Consider the following 16244-nt stretch of genomic DNA (forward strand, 5'->3'; position numbering starts at 1 on the left):
GATTTAATAGTTATCATATTCATCTAACTGTCGCCTTGTTGATTGGCTTATCACTGTAGCAAATCCCCCCCAGACCAGGCATCAAAGTGCTGCTATCTACAATTCACCATGCAAGCCAAGAAATGAAAAAGTGGCTGCGTAATTTTGCTATTCAATTAACTAACTGTTATTTCGCCCACACATATGGCGAATAGTGGTATTTAAAATGCAGCAACCAACCTTGATAAGAAACACGGCAACTTCACATCTCGTTAACATTTAAGTGGGATTGGTCTTACCTTTTTATTGTTTAAGCCTAAAACACCCTCAAATAAGTTAAAACTCATATCTGCCTGTTGATATAGATCAAGTTTCACTGGACACTTGGTAAAATAATTGTTAATTTCTATATGTAAAAGTAAATTGGTAATACCATTTTCAATTGGCTGAATTTTCTATTTATTAAGGGCATTATGGCTTACGAAAAAATCAAACAACCTAAGCTTGCGGATATGATAGAAAGTCGTCTTGAAAGCCTGATTTTAGAAGGGTCTTTAGAGCTGGGCGAAAAATTACCTCCTGAGCGTGAGCTAGCCAAACAGTTTGATGTATCCCGTCCTTCATTACGTGAAGCTATCCAGCGCTTAGAATCAAAAGGTTTACTCACTCGCCGTCAAGGTGGTGGTACTTATGTTAAGGAAGAGTTGCGAGAGCAGTTAACGGATCCATTATTTGAACTATTAAATACGCACCCTGAATCTCAATATGACTTATTAGAATTTCGTTATGCATTAGAAGGGGTTTCTGCGTATTACGCAGCACTGCGCGGCAGTGCAGAAGATTTCAGCGTCATTAAAAATAGTTTTGATGCAATTAAAAAAGCGCAACAAGCTAATGATTTAGAACTGGAAATACAGAGTGTCGCAGTGTTTTATCTGTCTGTGATAAAAGCATCTCACAATGTGGTCTTTTTACATTTAGCGCGTGGCATTAAACCATTACTTGAAAAAAATATAGCTGACAATGTGAAGCAACTTTACCGCTATCCTGAAGTCGCTAAAAAAATTGATCAACATCGTCTGCAGGTGCTTGAAGCTATTCTTTCCAAGCAACCCAAAAAAGCACAAGAAGCATCGGCGCGACATCTGATTTATATAGAAGAAACACGTCTTGTTATGTTACGTGAAGAGAGTTCATTTAAACGCGAATTAGGGCGGTTTTAACTTTTTTAAAAACAAAACGGGTAACTATTTAGATGGCTTATCTGACTAAAGGTCGGCTGTGCCAGCCTGGGATTGGTTTTCTAAATAGTTATTATTAAGCACTTAACTTAACGGTTAAGATTATTTAGTGATAGAGAAGGAAAGTGTCATGACTGACATCTTAAACAGTGATATTGATTCGCAAGAAACTTCAGAGTGGTTAGATGCACTTGAAGCCGTGATTGAAGAAGAGGGCACTGAGCGTGCGCATTTTTTACTTGAAAAAATGATTGATAAAACTCGTCGTAGCGGTGGCCACTTACCATTTAACTCTACAACCGCATACATTAATACCATTACCCCGGGACAAGAGCCACACTTCCCTGGTGATTTGCCATTAGAGCAGCGTATTCGTGCGATTATCCGTTGGAATGCTTTGGTAACTGTATTGCGTGCTTCGAAAAAAGATCTGGAACTAGGCGGTCATATCTCTAGTTTTGCTTCTTCAGCAACGATTTATGATGTCGCATTTAACCACTTTTTCCGCGGCCCAAGTGATGTTGATGGTGGGGACTTAGTTTATTTCCAAGGTCATATTGCACCGGGTATCTATTCACGTTCATTCCTTGAAGGTCGTATTAGTGAGGAGCAACTAGATAACTTCCGTCAGGAAGTTGATGGTAAAGGCATCCCTTCATACCCGCATCCTAAATTATTACCAGAGTACTGGCAGTTCCCTACAGTGTCTATGGGCCTAGGTCCAATCGCGGCACTTTACCAGGCGCGTTTCCTTAAATACTTAACCGATCGCGGCATTAAAGATTGCTCTCAGCAAAAAGTTTACGCATATCTAGGTGACGGTGAGATTGATGAGCCGGAAGCACTTGGTGCGATCGGTATGGCATCGCGTGAAAAACTGGATAACTTAGTATTTGTTGTTAACTGTAACTTACAACGTTTAGATGGTCCTGTTCGCGGTAACGGTAAAATCATCCAGGAACTTGAAGGCACTTTCCGCGGCGCAGGCTGGGAAGTTATCAAGGTTGTTTGGGGGCGTTACTGGGATGCACTGTTAGCACAGGATAAAACGGGTAAACTGCTGCAACTGATGGAAGAAACAGTTGATGGTGATTACCAGAACTTTAAAGCGAAAGGCGGCGCTTACACGCGTAAACACTTCTTTGGTAAATATCCTGAAACGGCGGCGATGGTTGCCAATATGTCAGATGAAGATATCTACCGTTTAAACCGTGGTGGACATGATCCATTCAAAGTTTATGCAGCTTATAAAAAGGCAGCGGAAACCAAAGGACGTCCAAGTGTACTGCTTGTTAAAACCGTTAAAGGTTACGGTATGGGCGATGCGGGTGAAGGTAAAAATATTGCCCACGGTGTTAAGAAAATGGCAACAGATGCTGTTCGTCATTACCGAGATCGTTTCAATATCCCAGTAAAAGATGAAGATCTTGAGTCGCTACCTTATTACCATCCGGGACCTGAGTCTGAAGAAGTTAAATACATGACAGCACGTCGTCAAGCATTAGGCGGTTTTCTGCCTAAGCGTCGTATGCAGACAACTGTTGAATTAGACATTCCAAAACTGGATCTGTTTAAAGCGTTACTTGCAGGTTCAAATGGCCGTGAAATCTCGACAACCATGGCATTTGTTCGTGTATTAACTGCGCTACTTAAAGACAAAGCAATCGGCAAACATATTGTGCCAATCATCCCTGATGAAGCGCGTACCTTTGGTATGGAAGGTCTGTTCCGTCAAGTAGGGATCTACTCGCGTGAAGGTCAGAAATATACGCCACAGGACAGGGAGCAGGTTGCTTACTACCGTGAAGATACACAAGGTCAGGTATTACAGGAAGGTATCAATGAGTTAGGCGCTATGTGTGATTGGGTTGCAGCAGCAACGTCATACAGTACTAATGATATGCCGATGATTCCTTTCTACATCTATTACTCAATGTTTGGTTTCCAACGTGTAGGTGATATGGCTTGGGCTGCGGGTGATCAACGTGCACGTGGTTTTATGATCGGCGGAACTGCTGGTCGTACTACACTTAACGGTGAAGGTCTGCAACATGAAGATGGGCACAGTCATATTCAAGCGGGTGTTATCCCGAACTGTATTACTTATGATCCGACATACGGTTACGAAGTAGCTGTTATCGTACAGGACGGTATGAAACGTATGTATGATGATCAGGAAGATATCTTCTACTACCTGACTGTAATGAACGAAAACTACGTTCAACCTGAAATGCCTGAAGGTGTTGAAGAAGGGATCCGTAAAGGTATCTACAAGTTAGACGAAGTGAAAGGCACAAGTAAAGCGAAAGTACAGCTGCTTAGCTCCGGTACTATTATGCTGGAAGTACGTAAAGCTGCGGATATTCTTGCAAATGATTACGGTATTGATTCAACCGTATTCAGTGCAACTTCATTCAATGAGTTAGCGCGTGACGGTCAGGCAATCGATCGTATCAATATGCTTAACCCCGAAGCTGCCGAGCAAAAAGCTTATATTACAGAGCAGCTTGAAGAGGGTGTGTTAACGGTTGCTTGTACGGATTACATGAAATCATACGCAGAACAAGTACGTGCATATGTACCTGGCACATACCGTGTATTAGGTACAGATGGTTTCGGTCGCAGTGACAGCCGTGAAAACTTACGTCGTCACTTTGAAGTTAACGCAGGTTATGTGGTTGTTGCAACGCTGCATGAACTGGCTAAATCAGGCTCCGTTGAACGCAGTGTTGTGACACAAGCAATCGCCAAATTTGATATCGATGTGAACAAAATCAACCCATTATTAGCGTAAATAAAACAAAGTATTAGCCATGCTTATCAGCATGGCTTAACTGTTTTTATTGATTAGGAAAAATTATTATGTCTGAATTAAAAGAATTTTTACTACCTGATATTGGCTCTGATGCTGCTGATATCACAGAGATTCTAGTCTCTGTTGGCGATACGATCGCCGAAGATCAAGATATCCTTTCGATAGAAGGTGATAAAGCTGCAATGGATGTGCCATCATCTGTTGCGGGGGTGGTTAAAGAGATTAAAGTCACAGTTGGTGACAGTGTTTCTGAAGGTAGCATTGTATTAATCGTTGAAGTTGCTGGAGAAACTTCTGCTGCAATTGAAGCTCCTGTGGTAGAAGCGGCTCCTGCTGCGCAAGTAAAAGCAGAAGTTGTTGTAGAAACAGCTGTTGCAGCGGCTGCTGCATCAGTAAGCGAACTGCAAGAAGTTTGTGTTCCTGATATCGGCGGTGATGAAGTTGAAGTAACAGAAGTATTAGTGTCTGTTGGTGATGTTATCGAAGCGGAACAGGACATCCTTAGCGTTGAAGGTGATAAAGCATCAATGGACGTGCCTGCACCGTTTGCCGGTATCGTTAAAGAAGTTAAAATCGCAGCGGGTGATAAAGTGTCTGAAGGCAGTTTAATCCTGATTGTTGAAACAGTAAGTGAAGGTTCAGCAGGTCCTGTTGCCGCCGCGCCGGTTGAAGCTCCACAAGCACCAGCCCCTGCGCCAAAAGAACCGCCAGTGCCGCATCACCCTGCAACGCATGAACAATCTAAAGGCGGTGCAATTCATGCATCTCCTTCTGTGCGCCGTTTATCTCGTGAGTTTGGTGTTGATTTAAGCAAAGTAACAGGTACTGGCCGTAAAAAACGTATCTTAAAAGAAGATGTGCAAACATTTGTTAAATATGAATTATCCCGTCCGAAAGCAACGGCTTCCACTGTCACTGGCGGTGGAAACGGTCTACAGGTAATCGCTGCAGCGCAAATTGATTTCTCTAAATTTGGTGAAATCGAAGAGAAACCACTTTCACGTATTCAGAAGATATCCGGTCCTACACTGCACCGTAACTGGGTAACCATTCCCCATGTTACGCAATTTGATGAAGCGGATATCACAGATCTGGAAAGCTTCCGTAAAGAGCAGAATGCCATTGCAGCTAAGCAAGATCTCGGTGTTAAAATTAGTCCGCTGGTATTTATGATGAAAGCTGTTGCCAAAGCACTTCAGCAATACCCTAACTTTAACTCGTCATTATCAGCTGATGGTGAAAGCTTAATTCTGAAAAAATACTTTAATATCGGTATTGCGGTTGATACACCGAACGGTCTGGTCGTACCGGTAGTTAAAGATGTATTAAATAAAGGTATTTACGATATCTCACGTGAAATCGGTGAAATATCTAAAAAAGCACGAGCGGGTAAATTAACCGCTAAAGATATGCAGGGCGGAAGCATGACTATCTCCAGCCTGGGCGGCATCGGCGGTACACAATTTACACCTATCGTAAATGCTCCAGAAGTGGCTATTTTAGGCGTTTCAAAATCAGCAATGAAACCGTTATGGAATGGTAAAGAGTTCGAACCTCGTTTAATGGTTCCTCTTGCTCTTTCATACGATCACCGTGTGATCGATGGTGCTGATGGTGCACGTTTCATTACCGCAATTAATAACTATCTAGCTGATCTACGCACGCTAATTTTATAATAATGTTAACAGGTCGGCATTTGTCGACCTTTTATTTTGCATTTAGTTAACAATTACATAGACTCAAAACAGTCTTCGATGGAACACTTTTACAGAGGTTTACATGAGTAAAGAAATTAAAGCACAAGTAGTGGTACTCGGCTCTGGCCCTGCGGGTTACTCAGCAGCATTTCGCGCCGCCGATTTAGGTCTGGAAACTGTATTAATTGAAAAATACAGTACGCTTGGTGGTGTTTGTTTGAACGTGGGCTGTATCCCGTCAAAAGCACTATTGCACGTTTCAAAAGTGATTGAAGAAGCCAAAGCATTAGCTGAACACGGTGTATTATTTGGCGAGCCATCAACCGATGTTGATAAAATCCGTATCTGGAAAGATAAAGTTGTTTCACAGCTGACGGGCGGCCTGCAGGGCATGGCATCGATGCGTAAAGTTACCGTGGTAAACGGTTTCGGTAAATTTACTGGCTCCAATACCATTGTCGTGCAAGGGGACGATGAGAAAACCACCGTTAATTTTGATAATGCCATTATCGCAGCGGGCTCACGGCCAGTTAAACTTCCCTTTATTCCACATGATGATCATCGTGTATGGGATTCAACAGACGCATTAGAGTTACGTTGTGTGCCAAAACGTTTACTTATTTTAGGCGGCGGTATTATCGGCCTTGAGATGGGAACTGTATATAAATCACTGGGCTCTGATGTTGATGTTGTAGAATTTGCCGAGCAGTTAGTGCCGGCGGCCGATAAAGATATCGTGCAGGTTTACACTAAGAAAGTGAAGGGCAAGTTTAATATTATGCTATCAACCAAAGTGACCGCGGTTGATGCTAAGGAAGACGCGCTTTATGTCACCTTTGAAGGCAAAAACGCACCAGCGACAGCAAAAGCTTATGATGCAGTATTAGTGGCGGTCGGTCGTGTGCCAAACGGTTTATCACTGGATGCCGAAAAAGCGGGTATTGAAGTGACCGAGCGCGGATTTATCGAAGTTGATAAACAGATGCTCACTAATGTGCCGCATATCCATGCAATCGGCGATATCGTCGGTCAACCTATGCTTGCGCATAAAGGTGTGCATGAAGGGCATGTTGCAGCTGAAGTTATCTCGGGTAAAAAACATTATTTCGATCCGAAAACAATCCCATCAATTGCTTATACTGAACCGGAAATGGCGTGGGTCGGTTTAACTGAAAAAGAAGCAAAAGAGCAGGGCATTAATTACGAAAAATCAGTGTTTCCTTGGGCTGCTTCCGGCCGGGCAATCGCATCAGATTGCAGCGATGGATTAACTAAACTTATCTTTGATAAAGAAACAGATCGCGTAATCGGCGGCGCTGTCGTTGGTTCAAATGCAGGTGAACTGCTGGGTGAAATCGGTCTGGCAATTGAGATGGGCTGTGATGCTGAAGATATTGCCTTAACTATTCATGCGCACCCGACACTGCATGAGTCAGTTGGTTTAGCTGCTGAAATATATGAAGGCTCTATTACCGATCTGCCCAATGCCAAAGCGGTAAAACGTAAATAACATTACGGTTTGAATCTGTTTACAAAGGGCGCTTTTAAAGCGCCTTTTTTTTGTCTAATATAAGATCACTAGCTGTTTTTTTCTCGTTCCTCACGCTCCGCGTGGGAATGCATAACACTATTAGTTTGCGTGAGCTTGAGGTGTATGGTTTACCTTTATTTGTTGGTATTCCGCCCGTACGTTTTTTATCTTGCTAAACTCATTTTCCAGCCAAGAAAAACGTAAACGTAAATTTCCTAGCCGCATTGATAGATTTGTAAAAGGCTTGGATGTCCTCTAATTTTTTGCTGATTTTTTATGAAAGATCAAGCAAACGCTTACAAGCGACAGCTTCCTTCAATGCCAATTGGCTAGGAATCTCTGCATTCCCATGCTGAACGTGGAAATGAGACTAATTACTCTGCCACATAGGCAGGTTAAAAATACCATCAATCATGTATACTGCCCGTTAATATGTACTGTTAATTTTACTAGCTATTTTGAGAAAATATGGAATTTGAATTTAGAAAAGATTTTATTAGCGAGCAAGCGACTGTCAAGTTGTCTATGGGTCATGAGGCTTTTGCAACCTGGTTAGAGCAGGAGGGGCAAGCGGTAGATTGGATAGAAGATCTGCTCGCTAAGATTGTTTTATTGCAGCAACGCGCTATTACAGATGTAAAATTAACCGGTAGTGAGTTTTCACTTTTAGTTAATCAAGATGAAGCGCAAGTGATTAATCACAGTTTACTGAATAATCAGGATGAGATTGATTTGGAAGGGGATTTGGCGTTTTATGACTTAGAGATTCAAGCATCCTGCGGACTGGAAGATTTTTTGAATCTCATAGAGTCTTGGTTAGAGTTTGTGCAGGGGTAGATGGCAAGGGGATCAGTAGCCTAACACTAAGGTCGCCATACCTAAGAAAGAAAACAGACCAATCACATCGGTGACTGTTGTTAACGCCATACCGCCTGCAAGTGCGGGATCTATTTTATATTTATGCATAACTAGCGGAATGGTGACCCCTGCTATTCCGGCAACAGACAGATTAATAAACATCGCGCCTGCGATAATTAAACCAACAGCAAGATCGCCTTTCCATAGGGTAACTGCAGTCGCTACTAAAAACGCCCAAATCAAACCATTAAGAATGCCAATCGCCGCTTCTTTGCCGATTAACCATCTAGTATTGCTGCTACCGATATGGCCGACAGCAATCCCGCGAATAACTAAAGCAAGTGTCTGATTGCCTGCAATACCGCCCATGCTCGGTACTATGGTCATCAATATCGCAAGGGTCGCCATCTGCTCTAATGTTGCTTCAAACATATTAGTTACAGATGCGGCAATGAATGCCGCAATTAAATTAATTGACAGCCAAACGGTACGACGTTTTGTACTGGGCAGAATGGGAGCAAAAGTATCTTCATCATCATCCATACCCGCCATACCCATCATCGAGTGTTCGGCGTTTTCGCGGATAATATCAACTACGTCATCAATGGTGATTCGACCCAGCAGGTGGTTTTGTGAATCAACCACAGGCGCTGAGACCCAATCATGACGTTCAAATAGTTTGGCTATTTCACCTTCATCCATCTCTGCGAGTAAGGTTTCTGTTTTATTATCCATTACTTGTGCAACAGAAAGAGACGGATCAACCGTCAGTAATGTTGATAAGGGGACATCGCCAATTAACTGGTCATCTTCATTGACTACATACAGGGTGTCGGTTGCTTCTGGTAATTCACCTTTTAAACGTAAGTAACGCAGTACAACATCAATTGAAACATCCGGTCGAAGAGTGATAGTGTCAGTGTTCATCATCGAGCCGGCAGTATCTTCGGGGTAAGCAAGTGCTTGCTCTACACGGTGTCGGTCTTGTTCGTCCATCTGTTGTAATACAGCTTGATAGAGACTGTCCGGGATACCACGTAAAATATAGGCAAGATCATCTGTATCCATACCTTCTGTGGCGGCAACTAAATTTGATGCGCCCATTAAACTGATGATGCCATCTTTTGCATCTTCATTTAACTCTTCAAGAATTTCACCCTGTTGATCGTGATCGGTTAAATTCCATAGGACTTTACGATTGGCTGGAGGAGAGGATTCAAGCAGTAGGGCTACATCACAAGCTGGCATCTTTTCAAGAATGCCGCGAGCCTTAACAAACATGCCACTTTCAAGGGCTTTGTTTACTTCCTGGAGGCGTTGCTGGGCATTTTGTACATCAGTATTTTCCAGCATGGCATGACTCCCTTATTATTATTTTATTCTAAAAATTATTCTTCTAAAAATTTATCTTCTATTAGTTTAGTGACGGCAAGCATCGCTTGTTTTGCTTCTTTACCCTTGGCAAGTATTTCAATCTCTTGACCATAGCAAGTTTCTAAAACCAGCAAACCAAGTACGCTGTCAGCATCAGCTTGTTTATTTTGGTGTTTAATTGTAATAGTTGCATCAAAAGAGTTAACTAATTCAACAAGCTTAATCGTTGCACGTGTATGTAAACCTAATTTGTTCTGTATTGTAATTGTTTGCCTGATGATATCCATCTGTTTATTGCCCTTTTAAACACTTATGTTCAATTTGCACCTGGTACTTAGTTTTAAAGCGTGCTGCAATCTGCTCTGCTACATAAACTGAGCGGTGTTTTCCGCCGGTACAACCAATTGCAATCGTGACGTAGTTGCGGTTATTGGTTTCAAGATGGGGTAACCAGGAATGAAAAAGGTTTTCAATTTGGTTAATCGTCTGTTTAACCAAGTTGTGCGAATCAAGATAATCTTTTACCGGTTGATCCAAGCCTGTGTATTTTTGCAGTTCAGGTATCCAATGCGGGTTTGGTAAAAAACGCACATCAAAAATATAATCAGCATCTTCAGGATGTTTATATTTGAAACCAAAAGATTGAAAGATAATCAGTAAGTTGCTTTTCGCTGTGCCTTGCAGATGAATTTTAAGGCGTTCATTTAAGTTATGAATTGAAAGCGTTGTGGTATCAATTGCGAGTGCCGCACGGTCACGAATAGGTTGTAGCAGTTCATTTTCAAGCTCAAGTGCTTGCGATAAAGATAACTTTTGTTTGGAAAGCGGATGAAGTCGTCTTGTTTCGCTATAACGGCGGATTAATTCGCTGCTGATTGCATCCAAATAGACGATTTCAATATCAACTTTATTTTTTAATGAGCTAAGTAACTGCTCAATCTCAGCTGCTTTAGTCGGTAAGTTACGAATATCTAAGCTGATTGCTATTTTATTGTTTTTTGCATCAACAGTATCAATTAATTGCTCAAGAAGTTGAAATGGTACGCCGTCAATGCAGTTATAACCTAAATCTTCAAGTACATGCAGTGCTATTGTTTTTCCTGAACCAGAGCGTCCACTAATGATGACTAATTTCATTTCTACTCCACTTTATGGTTTATTCCGCCTGCAGTAACTCAAAAAGAGCCTGGTCATTATCAGCATTTCTTAATTGACGTAAAAAAGGCTTATCTAACAGTTTTTTGCTGATTTCAGAAAGTGCAACAAGATATTGCTGGCAACGGTCTTCGGGAACAAAAATAGCGAACAGAAGATCGACTTTGTTACCATCATATGCATCGTAATCAATTGCAGTTTCACATTGCAGAAAGACGGCAGTTGCCGGCAACGAGCTGTCAATTTTTACGTGAGGGATTGCAATACCTGATCCTACACCTGTAGAGCCTATTTTTTCTCGGGCAATTAAATTATTAAATAATATCTGAGGATCGATATTTAATTTTTCAGCTGCAATACGGCTAATTTTTTCTAATGCACTTTTTTTGCTTGTGCAGCTCGTTTTGCTAAAAACGGAATCTTTGCTTAATAAGGTCGATATTTTCATATTTTATTCTATTTAAGTCACTGTAAAAGAATCGCGCGAGTGTAGCAGTTTACTCGTGAATGGCTATCAAGAAATAACTATTTCTTAATATCCATCAAAGATTATTCCAATTCCATGCATTAAACATCACTTACTTGCCCTATTAATCAAAGTAGCTGTTTACGTTGATTAGATGGCGGAATACCCAGTGACTCACGATATTTGGCAATTGTACGACGTGCCACTTTGATCCCTTGATCTTCAAGTAACAGGGTTATCTTATTGTCACTTAAGGGTTTAGTTGTGATTTCTGCACTGACTAATTTTTTAATTAACGCGCGAATAGCCGTTGATGAGCATTCACCGCCACTTTCTGTTGCAACATGGCTGGAAAAGAAAAATTTAAGCTCATAAATGCCTCTTGGTGTATGCATAAACTTTTGTGTGGTGACCCGGGAAATAGTTGATTCATGCATCTCTACTTCAAATGCGACATCATTTAAGACCATCGGTTTCATCGCTTCATCGCCATATTCAAAAAAGGCTTGTTGCTGCTGTACGATACAATTGGATACCTTTAATAAGGTTTCATTACGGCTTTCTAAGCTTTTAATAAACCACTTTGCTTCTTGCAGATGGCCCTTGATAAATTGTGAATCGGTTTTACTAATCTTACCTTTGCATAAATCAGCGTATTTCTGGTTTACCGAAAGGTTGGGATCACAATCTTGGTTTAATGATACACGCCATTGCCCTGCAATTTTTTTTACATAAACATCCGGTACGATATATTGCGCTTGACTGTCTTCAATTTGATTACCCGGGCGAGGCTCTAAACTTTGAATCAGGCGCATAACCTCTGCTAACTGAGCTTCTTTTAATTTAGTTTTTCTTGCCAGCGTGCGGTAATCACGATTAGCAAGCAGATCCATGTGCAATTCAAGTACCATTAATGCTTCATTTAACCATGGTGTCTGTTGAGGTAGATGCTGAAGCTGGATCTGCAGGCATTCTTGTGTTGAGCGAGCCGCTACACCAATCGGATCAAAATGTTGAATACGCTTTAAAACGACGAGAATTTCATCTAATTCAAGATCCTCGACTTCAGGAGATAAACTTTCTAAAATTGACTCGCAACTTGCTGTTAAATATCCAGATTCATCAATAGAGTCGATGATTGATGTTGCGATCAGTAGGTCGGTCTCAGAAAAAGGGGTGAGTTGCATCTGCCAGATTAAGTGGTCTTGTAGAGTATTTGAAGACTCGCCTTGGTATACAGTGTCTTCTCCCTCATAACTTGATGTGCCAGAGGAAATTGAGGTGGTTGGTGGTGCTGTATATGACTCTTCCCAGCTGTTTTCCACGGGTAAATCATCTGCAAATTCTTGCTTAGTTAATGCCTCAGAGGTATCTATCTGACTACTGTCTTGCTCTTTATTAACCTCTTCAATACCACTGTTGTCATCTTGTTCAAGCAGTGGGTTTTCATCGAGAGCATTTTGGATCTCTTGTTGTAAGTCAAGTGTGGAAAGTTGTAATAATTTAATTGCTTGTTGTAATTGAGGAGTCATAGCAAGTTGCTGACCCATCTTCAACTGTAAACCTTGTTTCATCAAAACACTTTTTTCCTCATACGAAGCAATTCTATGAACTAAGTGACTAACTATAACCTATAACTTAAATTCTTCACCCAGATAAACTTGTTTTACATGATCGTTTGCTAATATTTCGTCTTGCGTCCCAATTGCAATAATTTCACCATGGCTGACGATATATGAATGCTGGCACACATCCAATGTTTCGCGTACGTTGTGATCAGTAATTAATACACCTAAACCACGATCACGCAGCTGCTGAATAATATTTTTAATATCGATAACGGAAATAGGATCAACCCCGGCAAAAGGTTCATCTAAGAGAATGAATTTAGGTTCGGTTGCCAGTGCGCGTGCAATTTCAACACGACGTCGTTCTCCACCTGATAAGCTCATGCCTTTGTTATCACGGATATGGGTAATATGAAACTCTTCGAGCAGGGTCTCTAGTTTTTCATCACGTTGAGCTTGAGTTAGCTCCTTACGTATTTGTAAAATACCCATGATATTTTCGGTGACTGTTAAACGGCGAAAGATAGAGGCTTCTTGTGGTAGATAGCCTATCCCTTTTTGCGCGCGAATATGCATCGGGTGATGAGAAATATCTTCATTATCAATAATGATTGTGCCTTCATCTTGTTTGACTAAACCAACTACCATATAAAAAGAGGTTGTTTTACCTGCGCCATTTGGGCCAAGTAAACCGACAATTTCGCCCGTTTTTACGGTTAAACTTACACCATTTACCACGGTACGACCTTTGTAGCTTTTTACTAAACCTTTTGCTATTAATTCAGCCATTTTATTTATTCTTCTTTTTCTGAGTTTTTATTTTCAGTTGTATCTGTTTTTGGTTTTTCAAATTGCGCGGGTAAAAATACGGTATTAACACGTCCATCTTTGCCCTTTTCTGTATTGACAATTAGCTCTTCAGTCTCAAGAAAGTAAATTATTTTTGAACCATTAATCTGGCTATCAAGTTGTTTTACTTGTGCATTACCCGTGAGCGTTATTTTTCCTTTGGCAACATCATAATGAATACTATTTGCTTCTGCATCAAAGGGTTTACCGTCATCCTGGGTCTGATAAAAAGTGGCTACTTTACCGTCTGCGATCATTATCTCATGATTGGGTAATGAGCCTCGAATAACGGTGAGTTTGTCACCGGTTATTTTAATGCTGCCTTGGGTCAGTAATACATCTTCTAGAAAGACAATAGTATTCTTTTTCATTTTTGCATGTTGACTTACCGAGCTAACATTAATCGGCTGGTTATAATCAGACTCAAGTGCAAGACTTGAAAATGAAAGAAGTAATGCGCTGATCATTATGCTTATTTTATTTGTTTTCATTGAGGTATACCGCTTTAATGTTATCTTTTACAATTAATTCTTCAGTGATTAGAGAGGCCCACATACCAATGCCTTGCTGCTGCATTTGTGGCCCTTTCCAAGTAACAGGTAGGTCACTGCTTATCTCTTTTTGATCCAGTAGTATAGTTAATTTTTCTGTTGCCATGGTTTGTACTAGTTGATCTAAACTAAGGTTTTCCACCCATACGTCATTTGATAATATTAATTTGTTTTGCTCATAAAGAATGCCATCTTCACCGCTTATTTGCCAAACAGTTGTGTTATTAGTTTCTTTATTTGCGATATAAATAATAACTTTGGGATTTTCAAAGACAGTAATATCTTTGCTGGCAAAACTGGTTGTTTTATCGGCAAATATTTTATGGCCGATTTTCCCTGTTTCATCAAAATGAACATTGCTAACATTATAGGCAATATAATTTGGCTGATGCTTTGGCAGTGTCGGCAAAATCGTTTCAGGTTTAAAATATAACCACAGCAAAAATGCGAACAATAATAAGATAAATGGGATACTTTGGCGTTTAGTCATCTATTCACTTTTACCCTGCGTGATATTAAGCTGGTTATTACATTGTAGAAAGAGATCGCAAATCTCGCGTACTGCACCAAAACCACCGTTTGTTTGGGTAATTAAATCGGCACCCTGTAAAACCAATGGATGAGCATCATTAACAGCTACACCTAAACCACAATCCTCAATAACAGGTAGATCAACCACATCATCTCCGATATAGGCTACTTCTTGTGCTGTTAAACTCAGTGTCTTTAATAAAGATTGATATACTGTTAGTTTATCTTCCTGTCCTTGGAAAATATAAGGAACACCTAGAGCTTTCATTCTATTTTCGACAATGTTTGACTGACGTCCAGTAACAATGGCAACATCAATACCTAACTTTAAAATAGCTTTTATGCCAAATCCATCTTTAGTGTGAAACGCTTTTAACTCTTCACCCTGGTTGCCTAAATAGATCCGCCCGTCAGAAAACACACCATCTACATCGCAAATGAGTAATTTTATTTTTGAAGCGCGTTGATAGTTTTCAACGCTAATTTTCCCGTAGGGTGTTGTGAACATTTAATTTCTCAATAAGTAATTTTATGCGAATATTAAAAAAGTCATATATAAAAAAGTCATGTATATAGGCAAAATAACAAAATGCCACCTGTAACGCGAGCAATGATTTTTAGTTTAACTATTGTCACGGTTATCAGTTAAAAAATAAAGCGCTAACGTGCAATTGTGTTTAAATTTCAGACAACTAGATAGAATAAGTGTAAATATTTGTATTTGTGCAAATTAAGTAGCAGTTCTGTTATTAATAAATTGTATAAAAAAGGGCATATCTTTACACTGTTACCTTTATTTATATATGAAGAAAATAGTTGTTGATGAAACACTCAAAGCATCTTGTGATTAAAAACCTCTGCTTTTCTCGAAATGAACGGTTATTATTTGATAATTTATGTTTTGAGTTTGAGCGTGGAAAAATTACTGCGATTTTAGGGCCAAGTGGTATTGGCAAAACAACCTTGCTTAAGCTTATTGGTGGACAACTGCCAGTGGACAGCGGTGAGATTATTTTTAATGGTAACGCTATTCATAACTGCTCTGATAAAGAATTGTATGATGCCCGTAAAAAAATGGGCATGTTATTTCAAAGTGGAGCGCTGTTTAATGAACTTTCTGTATTTGAAAATGTAGCATTTCCACTTCGCGAACATTGTAAACTCGATGAATCTTTGCTTTCGATTTTGGTTTTAATGAAGTTAGAAGCGGTTGGCTTACGTGGTGCCAAAGATCTGAAACCAATTGAACTTTCGGGAGGGATGGCAAGGCGGGTTGCATTAGCGCGTGCAATTGCACTGGATCCTGAAATGATTTTATACGATGAGCCTTTTACGGGACAAGATCCGATCTCCATGAATGTTTTACTTAACTTAGTTAAACAGCTTAATCAGACGCTTGGCTTAACTTCTATTATTGTTTCTCATGATGTTAATGAAGTACTGTCGATAGCCGATAATGTTTATGTGCTGGCTGAACAAAAGATCATTGCCGAAGGGCCTGCTCATTCAATTTTACAGCAAACTGATAACTCATTACTGCAACAGTTTTTACTTGGGCGAAACGAAGGTCCTGTGCCTTTTCATTTCCAATGTGATGATTTTCAAATGGATTTACAAAAGGTGCAAGAA

The 16244-nt window shown here is 40.3% G+C and carries 15 protein-coding genes; 6 read left to right on the forward strand and 9 right to left on the reverse strand.

Annotated features, from left to right (window positions below; translation table 11 throughout):
• Window positions 1-452: 452 nt before the first annotated feature.
• From pdhR to AC4GME_RS11095, 5 genes are all read left to right on the forward strand, one after another.
• The gene (gene pdhR / locus AC4GME_RS11075; protein WP_490379396.1) at window positions 453-1202 is read left to right on the forward strand and encodes a pyruvate dehydrogenase complex transcriptional repressor PdhR; all 750 of its coding nucleotides are present in this window, start codon (window positions 453-455) and stop codon (window positions 1200-1202) included.
• 148 nt (window positions 1203-1350) lie between these two features.
• On the forward strand, window positions 1351-4014 hold the full coding sequence (aceE, locus tag AC4GME_RS11080) for a pyruvate dehydrogenase (acetyl-transferring), homodimeric type (protein ID WP_490376408.1): 2664 nt from the start codon (window positions 1351-1353) through the stop codon (window positions 4012-4014).
• A 68-nt stretch (window positions 4015-4082) separates the two neighbouring features.
• Window positions 4083-5711, forward strand: a complete 1629-nt coding sequence (gene aceF, locus AC4GME_RS11085) for a dihydrolipoyllysine-residue acetyltransferase (protein ID WP_490379397.1) — start codon at window positions 4083-4085, stop codon at window positions 5709-5711.
• Window positions 5712-5814: 103 nt separating this feature from the next.
• Entirely contained in the window at window positions 5815-7242 is a 1428-nt protein-coding gene (gene lpdA, locus AC4GME_RS11090; protein WP_490379398.1) for a dihydrolipoyl dehydrogenase, read from the forward strand.
• Window positions 7243-7731: 489 nt separating this feature from the next.
• On the forward strand, window positions 7732-8100 hold the full coding sequence (locus AC4GME_RS11095; protein ID WP_490376411.1) for a YacL family protein: 369 nt from the start codon (window positions 7732-7734) through the stop codon (window positions 8098-8100).
• Between the two features lie 12 nt (window positions 8101-8112).
• On the opposite strand, the gene mgtE is transcribed toward AC4GME_RS11095, so the two are convergent.
• From mgtE to kdsC, 9 genes are all read right to left on the reverse strand, one after another.
• Window positions 8113-9474 (reverse strand): magnesium transporter, encoded by a 1362-nt coding sequence (gene mgtE / locus AC4GME_RS11100; protein WP_490376412.1) that lies wholly within the window; start codon window positions 9472-9474, stop codon window positions 8113-8115.
• Between the two features lie 35 nt (window positions 9475-9509).
• The gene (locus AC4GME_RS11105) at window positions 9510-9782 is read right to left on the reverse strand and encodes an HPr family phosphocarrier protein (protein WP_490376413.1); all 273 of its coding nucleotides are present in this window, start codon (window positions 9780-9782) and stop codon (window positions 9510-9512) included.
• 4 nt (window positions 9783-9786) lie between these two features.
• Complete coding sequence (gene rapZ / locus AC4GME_RS11110) at window positions 9787-10632, reverse strand: RNase adapter RapZ (protein WP_490379399.1); 846 nt, start codon at window positions 10630-10632, stop codon at window positions 9787-9789.
• A 19-nt stretch (window positions 10633-10651) separates the two neighbouring features.
• Entirely contained in the window at window positions 10652-11098 is a 447-nt protein-coding gene (locus tag AC4GME_RS11115) for a PTS sugar transporter subunit IIA (RefSeq protein ID WP_490376415.1), read from the reverse strand.
• A 146-nt stretch (window positions 11099-11244) separates the two neighbouring features.
• Window positions 11245-12690, reverse strand: coding sequence for an RNA polymerase factor sigma-54 (locus AC4GME_RS11120; RefSeq protein WP_490376416.1), 1446 nt, complete (start codon window positions 12688-12690; stop codon window positions 11245-11247).
• A gap of 57 nt (window positions 12691-12747) precedes the next feature.
• On the reverse strand, window positions 12748-13473 hold the full coding sequence (lptB, locus tag AC4GME_RS11125; protein ID WP_490376417.1) for an LPS export ABC transporter ATP-binding protein: 726 nt from the start codon (window positions 13471-13473) through the stop codon (window positions 12748-12750).
• A 5-nt stretch (window positions 13474-13478) separates the two neighbouring features.
• On the reverse strand, window positions 13479-14024 hold the full coding sequence (lptA, locus tag AC4GME_RS11130) for a lipopolysaccharide transport periplasmic protein LptA (RefSeq protein ID WP_490376418.1): 546 nt from the start codon (window positions 14022-14024) through the stop codon (window positions 13479-13481).
• Window positions 14011-14574: an LPS export ABC transporter periplasmic protein LptC gene (lptC, locus tag AC4GME_RS11135; RefSeq protein WP_490376419.1), complete on the reverse strand. Its 564-nt coding sequence runs from the start codon at window positions 14572-14574 to the stop codon at window positions 14011-14013. The genes lptA and lptC overlap by 14 nt, the downstream gene beginning before the upstream one ends.
• Window positions 14575-15123, reverse strand: coding sequence for a 3-deoxy-manno-octulosonate-8-phosphatase KdsC (gene kdsC / locus AC4GME_RS11140; RefSeq protein WP_490376420.1), 549 nt, complete (start codon window positions 15121-15123; stop codon window positions 14575-14577).
• Window positions 15124-15437: 314 nt separating this feature from the next.
• Between kdsC and AC4GME_RS11145 the strand changes: the two genes are divergently transcribed.
• Window positions 15438-16244, forward strand: an 807-nt coding sequence (locus AC4GME_RS11145) for an ATP-binding cassette domain-containing protein (RefSeq protein ID WP_490379400.1), incomplete at its 3' end; no start/stop codon positions are given.

The sequence above is a fragment of the Psychromonas sp. genome, from assembly GCF_983033635.1.